Genomic DNA, 16,312 nt, shown 5'->3' on the forward strand with positions numbered 1-16,312 from the left:
CCCTGCTAGTTGCCCAGGTCCACATCCTTGGGCATGGCCAGCTCCTCGTTGCGGGGAAGTTCTTCCACGTTGACGTCCTTGAACGTGAGGACCCTGACGCTCTTGACGAACCGCGCCGAGCGGTACACGTCCCACACCCAGGCGTCATGCAGTGTCAGGTCGAAGTAGACCTCCCCGTCGGCGCTGCGGGCCTGAAGATCAACGTGGTTGGCCAGGTAGAAGCGCCGCTCGGTCTCGACAACGTAGCTGAACAGACCGACGACGTCGCGGTATTCACGGTAGAGCTGCAGCTCCATGTCGGTTTCATAGTTTTCAAGATCCTCAGCACTCATGCTTCCATCTTGCACCATCTCCACTGCCGCGGGAGCCGCGGCATGGAAGGAGTCAGTCCTTGGCGGATTCTTCCCCGCCGGGCAGTTCTCCGCCCGGCTCCCCCTCCACCGGTTCCGCGTCCAGCAGTTGCCCGTCCAACTCTTGCCCGTCCAACAGTTCCCCGCCGAGGAGGCGCCAGCTCACCCGGTGGTAGGGAGTGGGTCCGGCCGCGCGGAGCACGTCACGGTGCAGCGCCGTGGCATAGCCCTTATTGATGTCCCAGCCGAAGTCCGGGTACTCGGCATGCAGCTCCCGCATGGTCCGGTCCCGCTCCACTTTGGCGATGACGCTGGCAGCGGCGACGCTCAGGCACTGCATGTCGGCCTTGACTTTGGTGTGCACCGGGGCGTCACACGCCTCTTCGAGCACTGGCGCGTCGAACAGCGAGGGCTGCCCGGCCGGGGAGAGCCAATTGTGGCTTCCATCCAGGAGCACCATGTCCGGGGTAACGCCTCCGGCCAGGACGTCACGCCAGGCGCGCGTTCCGGCGAGGCGCAGCGCGGCAATGATGCCCAGCGCGTCAATCTCCTGTGCCGCGGCATGGCCTACCGCGGACGCCACGCTCCACCGCCGCACCAGGGGCTCCAGCCGCTCCCGCTCCGCAGGCGCCAGGAGTTTGCTGTCCCGCACCCCGGCCAACGGCTTCTGGCGCTCGAGGTCAACGACGGCGATGCCCACACTCACCGGACCGGCCAGTGCACCGCGCCCCACCTCGTCCACCCCTGCGAGGTAACGGACGCCCTGCGCCTTGAACGAGCGCTCGTGGCGCAACGTCGGTGCTTTGGCGCGGCCGGAGGGCACCTTAGTGGATCCGGACCGGGCCTTTGCAGGAGCTGCTTTTGCCGGGCTGGTCTTTACTGCAGGGGACATGTCAGGGTGCCGCCGGAACTTTCCGGAACACGTCGGGATAGTTGTCCAGGGTGGTGATCCGGTTCAAAGGCCAGGCGATGACTGCCGCCTTGCCTTCAAGGTCGTCGAGGTCGATGAAGCCGCCGTCGGCGTCCATGTGGGCGCGGGAATCGGCGGAATGGTTCCGGTTGTCACCCATCACCCACACCTTCCCCTCGGGGACAATCACATCGAAGTTCCGGACCTGCGGGACCTCGGCGGGATTGACATAGGTTTCGTCGAGGGCGGTCCCGTTGAGAGTAATTTTACCGCTGGCGTCACAACACACCACATGGTCACCAGGCAGCCCAATGACCCTCTTGACGAGGTGCTGCTCCGAGTTGTCCGGCAGCAGGCCAACGAACGTCAGCCCGTCCTGCACCCAGGTAAACGGCCCCTCGGTCTTCGCCGGCGCCGGAGGAAGCCAGCCCTTGGTATCCCGGAAGACCACGACGTCACCGCGGTTGAGCGAGAAGGGTTCCGGCACCAGGAGGTTGACGAAGATCCGGTCGTCGACATCAAGCGTGTGGACCATGGATTCGGACGGAATGAAGAAGGCGCGGAAAAGAAAAGTCTTGATGAGGAAGGACAGCACCACGGCGATCACCACCACGGTGGCTACTTCCTTGAGCCAGGCAAACACCGGACTGGCCGCCGACTTGTCGGCAGCCTTGGCCGAGGAACGGCTTTGCAGCGGCGCGGGAGGCGGCGCGTCCGGGACCGGGACCGCTCCACCGGAGGCCGCACCGGCCGGAGTATCCGGAGTGCCGTCGTGGCCCGGGTCCGGTGTCCGCGCATGGTTCTCGGGCATCTACTGTCCGTTCTCTGTGGTGGGTTCCGCCGCAGGCGGCCCTGGTATTGGACCAAATCTATCAAGCGGCCAGATGATCTGGACGGGCCGGCCGATAACCCGGTCCAAAGGAACCATTCCGCCGCCGGGAGCGCCCAGCAGGCTGCGGGAGTCGGCAGATAGCGAGCGGTGGTCGCCCAGCAGCCATACCCGTCCGTCCGGAACCATCGCGCTGAATTTTTGGATGCTGGGGGCGTCGCCCTCAAAGATGTAGGGCTCGTCCAGCGCATCGCCGTTGACGGTGATCTTCCCGCCGGCATCGCAGCAGACCACGGAGTCGCCGGGGAGTCCGATGACCCGCTTGACGTAAGTGGTGTCGCTGCCGGTGAGGCCGAGCCATTGGGTGATGCCGGACGCGGCATCCACGACTGGGCCTTTGCCGCTGTTCAGCGGTGCAAAGGTTCCCCGGCCGTCGAACACAACAATGTCGCCCCGCCGTATGGGTTCGGCCTGGAAGCTGGTCCGGGACACCAGGATCCTGTCCCCGCCCTGCAGCAGAGGTTCCATGGATTCGGACGGGATGTAGTACACATCAATCCAGAGCGACCGGACCAGGCCACTGACCGCAACGGCCAGCAGAAGCGCCAGGAAAACAAAACGCCAGCCCGTTTTTGGGGGCTGGCGTTTTGTCTGGTCCATGGTCCGTATCCTGGGCGCTGGTGCTGAAATGGCTCCGGCGCTGGCCGGCTACGGCGGCGGCCCAGCCTTCGCAGGTCCGAAAAGGACTTACTTGCCGGTGCTGAAGTCGCGCTTTTCCTTGATCTTTGCAGCCTTACCGCGCAGTGCACGCATGTAGTAAAGCTTGGCGCGGCGAACGTCGCCCTTGGTGACAACTTCGATCTTTTCGATGATCGGGGAGTGTACCGGGAAGGTACGCTCAACGCCGACACCGAAGGAGACCTTGCGGACCGTGAAGGTCTCGCGGACACCGTCACCCTGGCGGCCCAGGACGAAGCCCTGGAATACCTGGACACGGGTGTTCTTGCCTTCGATGATGTTCACGTGAACCTTGAGGTTGTCACCCGCGCGGAACTCGGGAACATCGGTGCGCAGCGAGGCTGCATCTAAGGAATCGAGAATATGCATTATTGCACTCCTGGTGAACGCCACAGGTCATTCACTTTGGGTCACGGCAGGAGAGCCCGGCGCCCGGCAGGGCACTGGAAATTGCTGCCGAAAGTTAAGTGGTCCGGCCGCCTCAATGGTTGACGAGGCCGGTTGTCAGGCTGTTGGTTGCGCTCCCCCTGTGGCAGGTGCGGACCCAGCAGACACAATGTCTAATTTTGCCACAGCGGAGCGGTTACGGCCAATCCTCAGCGGCAGCTGCGGGCAGGACCCGTGGAGCAAGGTACATCCCGCGCTTGCGTTACGTCGCCTCCGGCCGGCGGACGAGCTTCCCGTCGACGACGTCGTACCCCAGGTTGTGCAGTTCGGTGCGGTCGGCGCGGGGGAGGCTTCCGGCGTCGAACCCTTCCAGCAGGTCCGGGCGGCGTGACGCCGTCCGGCGGAACTGCTCGTGCCGGCGCCATTGGGCGATCTTGCCGTGATTGCCGCTGAGCAGCACGGCAGGCACTTCCCGTTCCCGCCAGACAGCAGGCTTGGTGTAGACCGGGTATTCCAGGAGCCCGTCGGAATGGGACTCCTCCACAAGCGACTCCGGGTTGCCCACTACGCCGGGCAGCAGCCGGCCAATCGCCTCCACCATGGCCAGGACGGCCACTTCCCCGCCATTAAGGACATAGTCCCCCAGGCTCACCGGCCGCACGTCGAAGTGCTCGCGGGACCACTCAATCACCCGCTCATCGATGCCCTCGTAGCGCCCGCACGCAAAGGCCAGATGACTTTCTTCCGCGAGCTCGTAGGCAAGCGCCTGGGTAAACCGCTCCCCTGCCGGCGACGGGACAATCAGGACAGGCTTGCCCGCTCCTTCGGGCCGCTCTTCGGCAATTGAGGCCAGGGCCTGCGCCCAGGGTTCCGGCTTCATCACCATGCCCGCGCCGCCGCCGTAGGGGGTGTCATCCACGGAACGGTGCTTGTCAGTGGTGAAGCTGCGGAGGTCGTGGACATGGAGGTCCAGGATCCCGTCCTGCCGGGCCTTGCCGATCAGCGAGAGTTCAAGCGGTGCCAGGTACTCGGGAAAGATGCTGACGACATCGATCCGCATTTAGGGCTTGCCTTCCGGTTCGGCATCGGCGGCATCGTCGGAATTCAGTTCGAAGAGTCCGTCCGGCGGGGTGAGGAGGATGTACCCCTGCTCGACGTTCACCTCCGGCACGATCTGTTCCACAAAAGGAACGAGGATCTCTTCACCGTCCGGGGTGGTCACCATCAGCAGGTCCTGGACGGGCATGGTGGTAAGGGCAGTGACCTTACCCACCACCGTGCCGCCGACGCGGGCCTCGAGTCCGACGAGCTCGTGTTCGTACCAGCCTTCATCGTCGTCCTCATCCAGCTCTTCGGTTTCGATGAAGAGCTTGACGCCCCGAAGGGTTTCCGCCTCATTGCGCGTTTCAATCTCTTCAAAGCCGAGCAGGAGGATGTCCTTGTTCCAGCGGGCACTGCTCACGGTCAGGGGCCCCGCGGCCGCGGGTTCGACCACGAACTCGGTGCCGGGGACGAACCGGTCCTCAGGGGCGTCGGTCAGGACCTGGACCGTGACTTCCCCGCGGATGCCGTGGGGCTTGCCAATGCGGGCCACCTGAAGCTGCATGTGTTCCTCTGTTCCAATGTGTGGATTGCGGTTGTTCGGGAAAAGCACTCCGGCCCCTCCACCTGGTGGTGGAGGGGCCGGAGCAAAAACTGATGTTGCCGAGCGCTCAGCGGCGGCGGTCGGTGTCGACGACGTCGACCCTTACCGGCTCACCACCGGCCAGGGCAGCCACCACGGTGCGCAGCGCGCGTGCCGTACGGCCCTGGCGGCCAATCACCCGTCCCAGGTCATCCTGATGAACACGCACCTCGAGGGTATCCCCGCGGCGGTTGCTCTTCGAGCTGACCTTGACATCATCCGGGGAATCAACGATTCCCCGGACCAGGTGCTCCAGCGCGTCTGCCAGCAATCTACTCAGCCTCGGTAGTCTCTGCTTCGGCCTGGGCGGCGTCAGTCTTGGATGCCTTCTTGGTGATGGCTTCCGGAATGATCACGGAACCCTTTTCGGGGGCCACGAAGGCTTCCTTCCCGGCTTTGGTCTTCAGGGTGCCTTCCTGACCCGGCAGGCCCTTGAACTTCTGCCAGTCACCGGTGATCTTCAGGATCGCGGCAACCTGCTCGGACGGCTGGGCGCCGACGGACAGCCAGTACTGTGCACGCTCGGAGTTAACCTCGATGTATGAGGGCTCTTCGGTGGGGTGGTACTTGCCGATTTCTTCGATGGCGCGGCCGTCACGCTTGGTGCGTGAGTCGGCGACAACGATGCGGTAGTACGGTGCGCGCATTTTGCCAAAGCGCTTAAGGCGAATCTTTACGGCCACTTTTGTGGTCACTCCTGTTTCAGAAAAGGGGGTGAACCCGGCTTTCTGCACCCGTGGGGCGGGCCGTACTTGCGGGTTCGAAGGACAGGATCCGGACGCGGAGAGAGGGGCCACGCAGATCGAGTACCTGTTTATTGTGCCAGATCAGCGTCGGGATTTCGACTTGACACGGCGGCGGCCCAGGGACGGCCGGCCCCGAACGCTCAGGCCGACCAGACGTAGAGGCCGGTCCGTTCAGAATCATCGACGCCGCCGGCCAGTTCAGCGACCTGTTGGACATAAGTCCGCGCCTGGACCGCATCGAAGGGCATGTCGTCCTGTGCGGCCCACTGCTCGGCAACGTCGTCAAGGACATTGCCTTCACCTTCGGTTTCATAGGTCAGAAGGTCGGCAAGCGCGCGGACCATGGCCGGCGGTACCGCCAGCAGGGAATCGCTTGCCACGTCCACCATGGTCAGCTCGTAGTCGGCGCCGCCGGCGTGCACCGCAGTGCCTGCAAGGTCCCCTAGCTGTTCAACTTCGAAATCGCTGATGCCCGGGATCCGTACCGCCTGCCCGGCTGGCGCACTGCCGCCTTCGTCAAGGACGCCGGCGCGCTTAAGCGCGGCATCATGGGTGGCGACAAAGATCTCGGTGAAGCCCATGGGAAGTACCCTTCTTCCGTTGACGGTGCGGCCGGGAGCAGTGCCTGCCGCCCGGCCGTTCGGCTTCAGCCTAGTACGGGAATGCCGGGGTCAGCGCACTGCCACCCGGATGCTGTTGCGCCAGGGGTCCTCAAACCGCAGCTCGGCCCCGGTGTGGCGGGCCGGCACCCCGGCGACTTTGAGGCGGTCTGCCAGCGCGCCGACGTCGTCCCCCGCGGGCACCTCGATGAGGACCTCGCCGAGGCCCAATGTGTCCTTTCGGGGCCCGGCGCCGCGGCTGTTCCAGACGTTCATGGCCATGTGGTGGTGGTAGCGGCCCGCGGAGACGAACAGTGCCTGCCCGTGCCAGCCGGCGGTCTTTTCGAACCCGAGGATTCCCACGTAGAAATCGCGCGCGGACTGCACGTCACCTACCTGGAGGTGGACGTGGCCCACTCCTGCCGCGGTCTGTCGCTGCCCCTCGAGGGACTTCTCAGTGAGGTGCTGCTCGAGGTACCTCTGCGGAGGCAGGGCCAGGCTGTCCATCACAACGTCGGTGCCGTTCCAGGACCAGTTGCTGCGCGGCCGGTCCCAGTACAATTCGATGCCGTTGCCTTCGGGGTCGTTGAAGTAGAAGGCTTCGCTGACCAGGTGGTCGGCGCTGCCGGTGAAGGACCTGGGTTCATATTGGGCAGCGGTGGCGATGGTTGCGGCGAGGGAAGCCTGGTCTTCGAAGAGCAGTGCCGTGTGGAACAGGCCCGCTTCCCCCCTGCCCGGAAGGTTCAGTCCGGGCGCAGGTGCCAGGTGGACCAGCGGCTTCTGCAGGCGTCCGAGGTACAGCCCGCCGTCCTGCTCGGCCACAACCTCAAGGCCGAGGGCACGCTGGTAGTAATCGGTCATGAGCTTCATGTCGCCAACCTTGAGCATCACTGTGCCCATGGTGAGGTCGGCCGGAAGAAGATCCTGGCTGGTGGCTTCTGCAGTCATCGAACGCTCCCTGTGCTGGAGGCCGTCCGGAATAAGGCGGCCTGTCACTATTAAAATTACTTGAAGCTTCAATTTATTCCAAGTGCTTTCGCCAAGTGCATGAGGTCAGCGGATGACGCGGCCTCCCAGCACCACGTGGGCGGGTTCGCTGATGGTCATCGGAGTCGTCCGGGGATCCTCGGCAAACAGGACGACGTCGGCGCGCGCCCCCTCCTGCAGGCTGTCGGCGCCAAGCCACTCCCGGGCGGACCAGCAGGCGGCGTCCAGGGCTGCAGTCATCGGCAGTCCAGCCGTATGCAGGGCCAGGATCTCGTCCGCGATCCTGCCGTGGCTGATAACGCTGCCGGCATCCGTACCTGCAAAAATTCTCACGCCGGCGTCGTAGGCCTCTGCCACGCGCTCCATGCGCCGCTCCCAAAGCGCCAGCATGTGGGCCGCGTAGCGCGGAAACCTGGGCTGTGCCTGCGCGGCGATGGCCGGAAACGTGGCGATGTTGATAAGCGTCGGGACAATTGGCACTCCCTGCTCAGCGAACCGGGGAAGGTGCCGTGGCAGAAGCCCGGTGGCGTGCTCGATGCAGTCGATGCCCGCATCCAGCATCTGGTCCAGCGTGTCCTCCGCGAAGCAGTGGGCTGTCACGCGGGCGCCTTCGTCGTGCGCCGCCTGGACCGCGTCCCGGACGACGGCGGCAGGGAACGAGGGTGCCAGGTCACCGGCGCCACGGTCGATCCAGTCCCCCACGAGCTTGACCCAACCGTCGCCGTCACGGGCCTGCTTCCGCACGGCCTCCACGAGGTTTTCCGGTTCCACCTCGTCCGCGAAACCGCGCAGGTACCGGCGTGTCCGGGCTATGTGCCGTCCGGCGCGGATCAGGACGGGGAAATCCCGTCCGCCCTGCATCCAGCGGGTGTCGGCCGGGGAGCCGGCGTCCCGGATGAGCAGGGTGCCCGAGTCCAGGTCGGCCCGGGCCTGGTCTTCTGCGGCAGCGGCGTCCACCGGGCCGCCCGGCCCGAGTCCGATATGGCAGTGCGCGTCCACGAATCCGGGCAGGACCCAGCCATCCAGCACTCGGTCCGGCGCCTGCTGCGGGCGGGTAAACGTCAGCAGCCCGCCAACGGACCACAGGCCCCGCCGCTCGCTTCCCGGCCCGGTCAGCACGGGGCCGCTGAGTTCTATAATCTCCGGCATTCGACTCCCTCTTCCTCGCCAGTCAGGCTAGCACCGGCTATGTGACAAGGCCCTCACGGAAGGCTGTGGTAGCTTTCTTCCTGACCACACGGGTGCCCCTGCAGGGGCTGAGATCGGGCTGATGCAGCCTGCGACCGTTGAACCTGTCCGGGTAATGCCGGCGAAGGAAGTGAGTATTCCTTGAGTACACCAAAAGAACAGCTGAGCCCTGCCCAAGATGAGCCCGGGAAAGGGCTGCCCGGTGAAAGCCCGGCAGCTCCGGTCACCCGGTCGCTGAAGTCGCACTCATTGGCCTTTATCGAAGATGCGGCGTCAGGGATCCGGGTCCCTGTGACCGAAATAGCCCTTGAGCCCTCCCCCAATGGGGAAGCCAACGCCCCTTTCCGGACGTACCGGACCGCCGGACCCGGCAGCGACCCGGTGCGCGGCCTGAGCCCCTTCCGGTCGGAATGGATTCTGGGACGGGGAGACACGGAAGCCTACAGCGGCAGGGAGCGGAACCTGCTCGACGACGGCCGGTCGGCTGTCCGCCGCGGCGCCGCCTCCGCGGAATGGGAGGGCGCCCGGCCGGTGCCCCGCCGCGCCCTCGAAGGCAAAACCGTGACCCAGATGCACTACGCCAGGCAAGGCATCATCACGCCGGAAATGCGGTTCGTCGCGTTGCGCGAGAGCTGCGACGTGGAGTTGGTCCGCAGTGAGGTGGCCGCCGGCCGCGCGATTATTCCCAACAACATCAACCACCCGGAGTCCGAACCGATGATCATCGGGAAGGCGTTCCTGGTGAAAATCAACGCCAACATCGGCAATTCAGCCGTGACCAGTTCGATTGCCGAGGAAGTGGACAAGCTGCAGTGGGCAACCCAGTGGGGCGCCGACACCGTAATGGACCTGTCCACCGGCGATGACATCCACACCACCAGGGAATGGATCATCCGCAACTCCCCGGTTCCGATCGGCACGGTGCCGATTTACCAGGCGTTGGAAAAGGTCAACGGGGAAGCCAACGCGCTGACTTGGGAAATTTTCCGCGACACCGTCATTGAGCAATGTGAGCAGGGCGTCGACTACATGACAGTCCACGCAGGAGTCCTGCTCCGGTATGTTCCGCTGACCGCCAACCGCGTGACGGGAATCGTATCGCGTGGAGGTTCCATCATGGCTGGCTGGTGCCTGGCGCACCATGAGGAAAACTTCCTGTACACACACTTCGACGAGCTGTGTGAAATCTTCGCCAAGTACGACGTCGCGTTTTCCCTCGGCGACGGGCTGCGGCCGGGGGCGACGGCGGATGCCAACGACGCCGCGCAGTTCGCAGAGCTGGACACCCTCGCCGAGCTCACGCAGCGGGCCTGGAAATACGATGTCCAGGTGATGGTGGAGGGTCCCGGCCACATTCCCTTCCACCTGGTGCGGGAAAACGTGGAGCGGCAGCAGGAGCTGTGCAAGGGAGCACCCTTCTACACGCTGGGGCCACTGGTCACCGATGTGGCTCCGGGATATGACCACATCACGTCAGCGATCGGGGCCACGGAGATCGCCCGGTACGGTACCGCCATGCTGTGCTACGTCACACCCAAGGAACACCTTGGCCTGCCCAACAAGGACGACGTGAAGACAGGCGTGATCACCTACAAGATCGCCGCGCATGCGGCAGACCTCGCCAAGGGCCACCCTGGTGCGCACGAACGGGATGACGCGTTGTCCAAGGCACGGTTCGAGTTCCGCTGGCGGGACCAGTTCGCCCTGTCCCTGGACCCGGTAACGGCCGAGGCTTTCCATGACGAGACGCTCCCCGCCGAGCCGGCCAAGACCGCCCATTTCTGCTCGATGTGCGGACCAAAGTTCTGCTCCATGCGAATCAGCCAGGATATCCGTGACGAATACGGGTCCGCGGAGTCGCAGGCAGCACTGGCAGAGATGGCGGCCGGGATGCGCGAAAAGAGCCAGGAGTTCATGGCCGCGGGCGCCAAGGTGTATCTGCCGGAACCGGCCGTGCCGTCAGCCGGAGGCCGTTAGCCGCCATCAGTTTCCCGTCCGGCCGGCTATTGGGGGCCGTCCGGACGGGGGAAACTCCGCATTGGCCGGGTTCAGGAGGCCCTGGCAGGCTGGCTCCTGCTGACCTCACTGATGAACGCCCGGATGGCGCGGTCGCCGTCCGGGGAATCGTGGGGGCGGTGTCCTCCCGCGGCAACGCGGTGCAGGGCGCCGGTCTCACGCAGGTAACCGGCAATCTCCTCATAGAGTGGCTCCCATCCCCCGGTCAGGACCAGGGTGGGGACGCCCGGAACGATGTGCAGCGGAGCCTCCCACGTGGGCGACTGGAGCCGCAGTCGCCTGGCGGAGCGCCTCTCCTCGACGGTGGCCGGCTCCTGCAGGTCCGTGGCGTAGACCCGCCGTACAAACTCCCGCTGGAAGTCCTCGTCGCTGAGCTGGTGCCGGACATCGAACAACGGCTGCATGAGCCCGATATGCGCCGCCGTGGCCGGCAGCTCCGCAGTCAGGGAGAGGCACGCCGGCTCCACGAGTGTCAGCGAATAGACGAGGTCGGGGCGTTCGACGGCAGCCATCATGGCGGCGATGGCTCCCTGGGAGTGAGCCACAATGTGTCCGCCGGCGGCGCCGCGGCCGTCGTCGGCCAGGGACCGCAGCACGATGGAGGTGTCCTCTGCAAAGGAGGATTCAACCGGTTCGGCGATGGGATCGTAACCGTGGCGGCGCAGGAACAGTGCGTCGTAGGCCAGTGCCATGCCGTGCTGGCGCGGCCAGGCCGCGGCGCCGAAGCTTCCGGCGCCGTGCACGAACACTACCCTCTGCTTGAACATGTCCCAACCCTATTCCACGGTACCGACAACCCAAGTAAGCAGCAGCAGGTGTCGTTTTGAGGCTTCAAAACGACACCTGCTGCTACTGGGTTGGGGATGCTGTTACTTGCCGAGGAACTTGTCGAAGCCCTTGGGCAGGTTCAGCTGCGACGGATCAAAATCGCCCGACTGCTGGCCGAAGGCGGCGCCGGTGGGCAGCGCCTTCGCAGCGTTGGCACGGCGTGCCTCGGCTTCCTTGCGCTCCTGTGCTGCCTTGGCCGGGTTGCCCGACTTTGCCTTCTTCTTCGGGGCGTTCTTGGCGTTCTTCCGGGCCCCGCCGCCCGCACCGGGCATTCCTGGCATCCCGGGCATTCCCGGCATGCCTCCCTGGGCCATCTTCTTCATCATCTTCTGGGCCTGGGCGAAGCGCTCCAGCAGGCCATTGACCTCGGAAACATGCACGCCCGAACCGCGGGCGATGCGGGCGCGGCGCGAACCGTTGATGATCTTGGGCGCAACGCGCTCGTGCGGCGTCATGGATCGGACAATCGCTTCGACGCGGTCGATCTCGCGTTCGTCGAACTGCTCCAGCTGCTGGCGGATGTTCTGCGCACCCGGCATCATCATGAGCATCTTCTTCATGGACCCCATGTTGCGGATCTGCTGCATCTGGGCCAGGAAGTCATCGAGGGTGAACTCCTCCTGGTCGGCGAACTTCTTCGCCATCCGGGCGGCTTCGTCCTTGTCCCACGACTTTTCCGCCTGCTCAATGAGCGTGAGGACGTCACCCATGTCCAGGATGCGCGAGGCCATCCGGTCAGGGTGGAACAGCTCGAAGTCGTCCACGCCTTCACCGGTGGACGCGAACATGACCGGTTTGCCGGTGACCGACGCGACGGAAAGCGCGGCACCGCCGCGGGCGTCGCCGTCGAGCTTTGACAGGACGATGCCGGTGAAGTTGACGCCTTCATCAAAAGCATGCGCCGTGTTCACAGCGTCCTGGCCGATCATGGCGTCGATGACGAACAGGACTTCGTTGGGCACGATGGCGCGGCGGATCTGGCGCGCCTGCTCCATCATCTCGGCGTCGACGCCAAGGCGGCCGGCGGTGTCAACGATGACGACGTCGTGCAGCTTCTGGCGCGCTTCCTCGACGCCTGCCCGGGCCACTGCGACGGGGTCGCCGGCCGGCTGGTCAAGTTCGGACGAAGTGGCTCCGGGATGCGGCGCGAACACCGGCACGTTCGCCCGCTGGCCCACCACCTGCAGCTGGTTGACGGCGTTGGGGCGCTGGAGGTCACAGGCCACCAGGATGGGGCTGTGCCCCTGCCCTTTGAGCCACTTGGACAGCTTGCCGGCCAGGGTGGTCTTGCCGGCACCCTGCAGGCCGGCCAGCATGATGATCGTGGGGCCGTTCTTGGCGAGCCGGATGCGGCGGGTTTCGCCGCCGAGGATCTCCACGAGCTCCTCGTTGACGATCTTGACGATCTGCTGGCTCGGGTTAAGTGCTGCCGATACCTCGGCACCCAGGGCGCGTTCCCGGACCCGCCCGGTGAATTCACGGACTACGGGAACGGCAACGTCCGCGTCCAAAAGGGCACGGCGGATCTCGCGGACTGTTGCATCGACATCGGCCTCGGTGAGGCGGCCCTTGCCGCGGAGATTCTTGAAGGTTGCTGTCAACCGGTCAGAGAGTGAATTGAACACGCGCCGTGCACTTCTTTCAGTGGATGATCGGGACTCGACTATCTAGGGTACCAAGTCGGGCACCCAAGATGGCATGCTGGCAAAATGACGAGCCAAACAACTGTAAGAACCCTGCTCATCCTCGGCGCCTCCGGCGACCTCACCGGCCGTCTCCTCCTGCCCGGGCTGGCCCGGCTGGTGGCGAAGGGCCGGGCGGCGGGCCTCCGGCTCGTCGGCGCCGGTTCTGATCCCTGGACCCCGGAACAGTGGCGCGAGCGGGTGCAGTCGTCTTTCGCGGCAGCTGCTGAAGCGGCGGACGCCGAAGGGAAAGAAGCGCTCGAGGCCCTGGAAAAGGAAACGGTCTACCATCAGCTGGACGTCACCGCCGCCGGCGCCCTCGCTACCCTGCTGGGCAGCCTCGAAGGGCCGGTCGCCGCCTACTTTGCCCTCCCGCCGAAAATCAGCCAGCTCGCCTGCGAGGCCCTGCGGCCCGAGGACGTCCCGCAGGGCACCCGGCTGGTAATGGAGAAGCCTTTCGGGTCCAGTGAAGCGTCGGCGCGGTCGCTGAACCAGACGCTGGTCCGCCTGGTTCCGGAGGAACATATCCACCGGGTTGACCACTTCCTGGGCAAGGCCACCGTACTGAACATCCTGGGCCTGCGCTTTGCCAACAACTTCCTTGAGCCCGTCTGGAACCGGCACCACATCGAAAAGGTGGAAATCATCTTCGACGAGGATCTGGCCCTGGAAGGGCGTGCCCGCTATTACGACGCCGCCGGAGCCCTCCGCGACATGATCCAGAGCCATTTGCTCCAGATCATGGCACTTATGGCCATCGAACCTCCGGCCACCGTGGGTGAGCGGGACCTGCGGGACGCCATCTCCGCCGTCCTTCGTGCCAGCAGCGTCCCCGAGCCCCTGGCAGCCTCCACCCGCCGGGCACGCTACACCGCCGGTTCGGTGGCGGGGAAAGCGGTACCCGATTATGCCGGGGAGGAGGGAGTGGACGCCGACCGCGCGACGGAAACCCTTGCGGAGATCCAGGTCGGAATCGACAACTGGCGCTGGAAAGGCGTCCCTTTCATCCTGCGTTCAGGCAAGGCCCTCGGCGCCAAGCGCAAGGAAGCCGTGGTCACCTTCCGTCCCGTCCCCCATCTGCCTACAGGCTTCACCGGTGTGGACTCACCGAACCAGCTCCGGATCGGCTTCGGCCCGGACACCCTGGAATTCGACGTCGATGTCAACGGCCCGGGAGACCTCCTCAGCCTGAGCCGGACCACCCTCCAGGCAGAGCTGAGTGCCTCCGAGCTCCTCCCCTACGGAGAAGTCCTCGAGGGCGTGCTCGCGGGAGACCCGCTGCTTTCGGTCCGCGGTGATACGGCTGAGGACTGCTGGCGGATTGTGGAGCCCGTGCTGATGGCCTGGCAGCGCGGTGAGGTTCCGTTGGAGGAGTACGACGCCGGTTCGGCCGGGCCCGCTTCCTGGCCCGCCGCGCGTCCCGGCGGCCGGTCATAGGAGCCAGGCAGCCGTCTTCCGGGGGCTTCTGCAGCAACAACAGAGCAGAGCGGGCAGGATACCTTCCGGTTTCCTGCCCGCTCTGCTCTTGCTGTGTCTTCACCTTCCCCCTGGGGGACGGCATGCCCTAAATGGCGGCGACGCCCCGTTCGCCGGTCCGGACCCGGACGGCTTCGAAGACATCCACGGTCCACACCTTGCCGTCGCCCGCCCGGCCGGTGTTGGAGCTGGCGATGATGACATCCAGGATGTCGTCAGCCTGCTCATCCGTGGCCAGGACCTCCACCCGGATCTTCGGCAGGAGATCCACGTTGTACTCCGCGCCGCGGTAGACCTCGGTATAGCCGCGCTGCCTGCCGTAGCCGCTGGCCGCGCTGACCGTCAGGCCCTGCACGCCGTAGGCCTCCAGCCCTTCCCGGATGGCCTCGAGCTTTTCCGGCCTGACGATTGCCGTGATCAGTTTCATGCCCCCACGCTTTCCTTGCCTGTTGCTGATTCGCTCTTCTGGTCAGCCGGTGTTGCGTCCGAAGCCTGGGCGGCTTCCGGCTGGGTCTTGCCGGTGATCATGTCGTGCAGGGGATGGAAGCTTCCGCCGTGTCCCCCAACACCGAACTCGTAGGCGGTCTCGGCGTGCAGGCTGAGGTCAACACCCACCGTTTCCTGTTCCTGCGAGACCCGGAAGCCCATGGTCTTGTGGATGGCCAGGGCGATGATCGTCGTCAGGATTGCGGAGTAGGCGATCGCAATGCCCGCCGCCGCCAGCTGCGCCCACATCTGGGCCATGCCGCCGCCGTAGAAGAGCCCGCCGCCTGCACCGTCTTCGGGAAGGGCGATCAAGCCCAGGGCCACGGTGCCGATGATGCCGGAGACAAGGTGGACACCCACGACGTCGAGCGAGTCATCGAAGCCCCAGCGGAACTTCAGTCCCACTGCCAGGGCGGAGGCCACACCCGCCACGATGCCCAGGCCGAGGGCCCCGACCGGGCTGACATTGGCGCAGGCGGGGGTGATGGCAACGAGGCCTGCAACGACGCCGGAGGCCGCACCCAGTGAGGTGGGATGCCCGTCGCGGATCCGTTCGGTGACGAGCCAGCCCAGCATTGCAGCTGCCGGTGCAGCGAGGGTGTTGACCCAGATGAGCCCGCCCTGTTCCGCGGTGGTGGCGGCGCCGCCATTGAAGCCGAACCAGCCGAACCACAGGATGGCTGCACCGAGCATGACGAAGGGGATGTTATGGGGCCGGTGGTTGGGGTCCTTGCCGAATCCCTTGCGGTTGCCCACGATAAAGACGAGGATCAGCGCGGCGACGCCGGCGTTGATGTGGACCACGGTGCCACCGGCGAAGTCAATGGCTTCGCCGAGGGCCGAGCCCACAGCCCCCTCTTCGCTGAAGAGCCCGCCACCCCACACCATGTAGGCGAGGGGACAGTAAACCAGGGTGACCCACACTGGGACGAACACGCTCCAGGCACCGAACTTGGCCCTGTCTGCAATGGCGCCGCTGATGAGGGCCACCGTGATGATGGCGAAGGTGGCGCCGAAGCCCACCATGATGAGCCCGTCAGGGGTGTCGATGCCTTCAAGGCCGAAGTGTGCGAACGGGTTTCCCACCATCTGCAGGAAGCCCTCGCCCGAGGACATCGAGTAGCCCCACAGTATCCACACGACCCCGACCATGGCGACGGAGATGAAGCTCATCATCATCATGTTCAGTGCAGCTTTGGCCCGTGTCATGCCGCCATAGAAAAATGCCAGACCAGGTGTCATCAGCAGCACGAGCGCTGCGGACACCATGACCCAAACGTGACCTGCGGTAAGTTCCATGGTGCACGTCCTCTCTGATCGAAACTGCGGAGATGATCCGCCTGCCAACGCCCTTTGCGTCCTGTAACGAGTTTGTCGGCGGTGTGTTTCGCCCGCGGAGGATTTAG

At 65.2% G+C, this 16,312-nt stretch carries 18 protein-coding genes and 1 riboswitch; of the genes, 2 read left to right on the forward strand and 16 right to left on the reverse strand.

Going from position 1 to position 16,312, the window contains the following annotated elements; all coding sequences use genetic code 11:
* Positions 1-5: 5 nt before the first annotated feature.
* The 12 genes from NXY83_RS12060 to NXY83_RS12115 all read right to left on the reverse strand — a co-directional run bounded on the left by NXY83_RS12060 (position 6) and on the right by NXY83_RS12115 (position 8,379).
* Positions 6-332: a DUF2469 domain-containing protein gene (locus NXY83_RS12060; protein WP_258802467.1), complete on the reverse strand. Its 327-nt coding sequence runs from the start codon at positions 330-332 to the stop codon at positions 6-8.
* 52 nt (positions 333-384) lie between these two features.
* Complete coding sequence (locus NXY83_RS12065; protein WP_258802468.1) at positions 385-1,242, reverse strand: ribonuclease HII; 858 nt, start codon at positions 1,240-1,242, stop codon at positions 385-387.
* A gap of 1 nt (position 1,243) precedes the next feature.
* Complete coding sequence (gene lepB, locus NXY83_RS12070; protein ID WP_258802469.1) at positions 1,244-2,071, reverse strand: signal peptidase I; 828 nt, start codon at positions 2,069-2,071, stop codon at positions 1,244-1,246.
* A complete protein-coding gene (gene lepB, locus NXY83_RS12075) occupies positions 2,072-2,749 on the reverse strand; it encodes a signal peptidase I (RefSeq protein ID WP_258802470.1) in 678 nt (225 codons plus the stop codon).
* A gap of 87 nt (positions 2,750-2,836) precedes the next feature.
* Complete coding sequence (gene rplS / locus NXY83_RS12080; protein ID WP_258802471.1) at positions 2,837-3,196, reverse strand: 50S ribosomal protein L19; 360 nt, start codon at positions 3,194-3,196, stop codon at positions 2,837-2,839.
* A 280-nt stretch (positions 3,197-3,476) separates the two neighbouring features.
* Positions 3,477-4,274 carry a tRNA (guanosine(37)-N1)-methyltransferase TrmD gene (gene trmD / locus NXY83_RS12085; protein ID WP_258802472.1) on the reverse strand — a complete coding sequence of 266 codons (798 nt, stop codon included), beginning with the start codon at positions 4,272-4,274 and terminating at the stop codon, positions 3,477-3,479.
* Complete coding sequence (gene rimM, locus NXY83_RS12090; protein ID WP_258802473.1) at positions 4,275-4,820, reverse strand: ribosome maturation factor RimM; 546 nt, start codon at positions 4,818-4,820, stop codon at positions 4,275-4,277.
* 106 nt (positions 4,821-4,926) lie between these two features.
* Positions 4,927-5,169 carry an RNA-binding protein gene (locus NXY83_RS12095; protein ID WP_009359302.1) on the reverse strand — a complete coding sequence of 81 codons (243 nt, stop codon included), beginning with the start codon at positions 5,167-5,169 and terminating at the stop codon, positions 4,927-4,929.
* Between the two features lies 1 nt (position 5,170).
* Positions 5,171-5,581: a 30S ribosomal protein S16 gene (gene rpsP, locus NXY83_RS12100; RefSeq protein ID WP_258802474.1), complete on the reverse strand. Its 411-nt coding sequence runs from the start codon at positions 5,579-5,581 to the stop codon at positions 5,171-5,173.
* Positions 5,582-5,784: 203 nt separating this feature from the next.
* The gene (locus NXY83_RS12105) at positions 5,785-6,225 is read right to left on the reverse strand and encodes a hypothetical protein (protein ID WP_258802475.1); all 441 of its coding nucleotides are present in this window, start codon (positions 6,223-6,225) and stop codon (positions 5,785-5,787) included.
* Positions 6,226-6,315: 90 nt separating this feature from the next.
* Positions 6,316-7,191 (reverse strand): VOC family protein, encoded by an 876-nt coding sequence (locus NXY83_RS12110; protein ID WP_258802476.1) that lies wholly within the window; start codon positions 7,189-7,191, stop codon positions 6,316-6,318.
* A 105-nt stretch (positions 7,192-7,296) separates the two neighbouring features.
* Complete coding sequence (locus NXY83_RS12115) at positions 7,297-8,379, reverse strand: amidohydrolase family protein (RefSeq protein ID WP_258802477.1); 1,083 nt, start codon at positions 8,377-8,379, stop codon at positions 7,297-7,299.
* A gap of 78 nt (positions 8,380-8,457) precedes the next feature.
* Positions 8,458-8,565, forward strand: a riboswitch (TPP riboswitch).
* Between NXY83_RS12115 and thiC the strand changes: the two genes are divergently transcribed.
* A complete protein-coding gene (gene thiC, locus NXY83_RS12120) occupies positions 8,560-10,395 on the forward strand; it encodes a phosphomethylpyrimidine synthase ThiC (protein ID WP_309484074.1) in 1,836 nt (611 codons plus the stop codon). Its footprint overlaps the riboswitch before it by 6 nt.
* A gap of 71 nt (positions 10,396-10,466) precedes the next feature.
* On the opposite strand, the gene NXY83_RS12125 is transcribed toward thiC, so the two are convergent.
* Positions 10,467-11,201: an alpha/beta fold hydrolase gene (locus tag NXY83_RS12125; protein ID WP_258802478.1), complete on the reverse strand. Its 735-nt coding sequence runs from the start codon at positions 11,199-11,201 to the stop codon at positions 10,467-10,469.
* Positions 11,202-11,303: 102 nt separating this feature from the next.
* On the reverse strand, positions 11,304-12,887 hold the full coding sequence (gene ffh, locus NXY83_RS12130; protein ID WP_258802479.1) for a signal recognition particle protein: 1,584 nt from the start codon (positions 12,885-12,887) through the stop codon (positions 11,304-11,306).
* A gap of 84 nt (positions 12,888-12,971) precedes the next feature.
* Between ffh and NXY83_RS12135 the strand changes: the two genes are divergently transcribed.
* Positions 12,972-14,381 carry a glucose-6-phosphate dehydrogenase gene (locus NXY83_RS12135; protein ID WP_258802480.1) on the forward strand — a complete coding sequence of 470 codons (1,410 nt, stop codon included), beginning with the start codon at positions 12,972-12,974 and terminating at the stop codon, positions 14,379-14,381.
* 127 nt (positions 14,382-14,508) lie between these two features.
* Here NXY83_RS12135 and NXY83_RS12140 read toward each other — a convergent pair whose 3' ends face one another.
* Together NXY83_RS12140 and NXY83_RS12145 are read right to left on the reverse strand one after the other, a co-directional pair.
* A complete protein-coding gene (locus tag NXY83_RS12140; protein WP_255768384.1) occupies positions 14,509-14,847 on the reverse strand; it encodes a P-II family nitrogen regulator in 339 nt (112 codons plus the stop codon).
* Complete coding sequence (locus tag NXY83_RS12145; protein ID WP_258802481.1) at positions 14,844-16,205, reverse strand: ammonium transporter; 1,362 nt, start codon at positions 16,203-16,205, stop codon at positions 14,844-14,846. Before NXY83_RS12145 ends, NXY83_RS12140 begins: the two co-directional genes overlap by 4 nt.
* Positions 16,206-16,312 lie beyond the last annotated feature (107 nt).

Source organism: Pseudarthrobacter sp. NS4 (genome assembly GCF_024758005.1).
Classification (GTDB): Bacteria; Actinomycetota; Actinomycetes; order Actinomycetales; family Micrococcaceae; genus Arthrobacter.

Excerpts from the sequence above, each read along its gene's own strand:
- NXY83_RS12060 (WP_258802467.1), bottom strand. The coding sequence starts at position 332 with ATGAGTGCTGAGGATCTTGAAAACTATGAAACCGACATGGAGCTGCAG.
- NXY83_RS12065 (WP_258802468.1), bottom strand. The coding sequence starts at position 1,242 with ATGTCCCCTGCAGTAAAGACCAGCCCGGCAAAAGCAGCTCCTGCAAAG.
- lepB (WP_258802469.1), bottom strand. The coding sequence starts at position 2,071 with ATGCCCGAGAACCATGCGCGGACACCGGACCCGGGCCACGACGGCACT.
- lepB (WP_258802470.1), bottom strand. The coding sequence starts at position 2,749 with ATGGACCAGACAAAACGCCAGCCCCCAAAAACGGGCTGGCGTTTTGTT.
- rplS (WP_258802471.1), bottom strand. The coding sequence starts at position 3,196 with ATGCATATTCTCGATTCCTTAGATGCAGCCTCGCTGCGCACCGATGTT.
- trmD (WP_258802472.1), bottom strand. The coding sequence starts at position 4,274 with ATGCGGATCGATGTCGTCAGCATCTTTCCCGAGTACCTGGCACCGCTT.
- rimM (WP_258802473.1), bottom strand. The coding sequence starts at position 4,820 with ATGCAGCTTCAGGTGGCCCGCATTGGCAAGCCCCACGGCATCCGCGGG.
- NXY83_RS12105 (WP_258802475.1), bottom strand. The coding sequence starts at position 6,225 with ATGGGCTTCACCGAGATCTTTGTCGCCACCCATGATGCCGCGCTTAAG.
- NXY83_RS12110 (WP_258802476.1), bottom strand. The coding sequence starts at position 7,191 with ATGACTGCAGAAGCCACCAGCCAGGATCTTCTTCCGGCCGACCTCACC.
- NXY83_RS12115 (WP_258802477.1), bottom strand. The coding sequence starts at position 8,379 with ATGCCGGAGATTATAGAACTCAGCGGCCCCGTGCTGACCGGGCCGGGA.
- NXY83_RS12125 (WP_258802478.1), bottom strand. The coding sequence starts at position 11,201 with ATGTTCAAGCAGAGGGTAGTGTTCGTGCACGGCGCCGGAAGCTTCGGC.
- NXY83_RS12135 (WP_258802480.1), top strand. The coding sequence starts at position 12,972 with ATGACGAGCCAAACAACTGTAAGAACCCTGCTCATCCTCGGCGCCTCC.
- NXY83_RS12140 (WP_255768384.1), bottom strand. The coding sequence starts at position 14,847 with ATGAAACTGATCACGGCAATCGTCAGGCCGGAAAAGCTCGAGGCCATC.
- NXY83_RS12145 (WP_258802481.1), bottom strand. The coding sequence starts at position 16,205 with ATGGAACTTACCGCAGGTCACGTTTGGGTCATGGTGTCCGCAGCGCTC.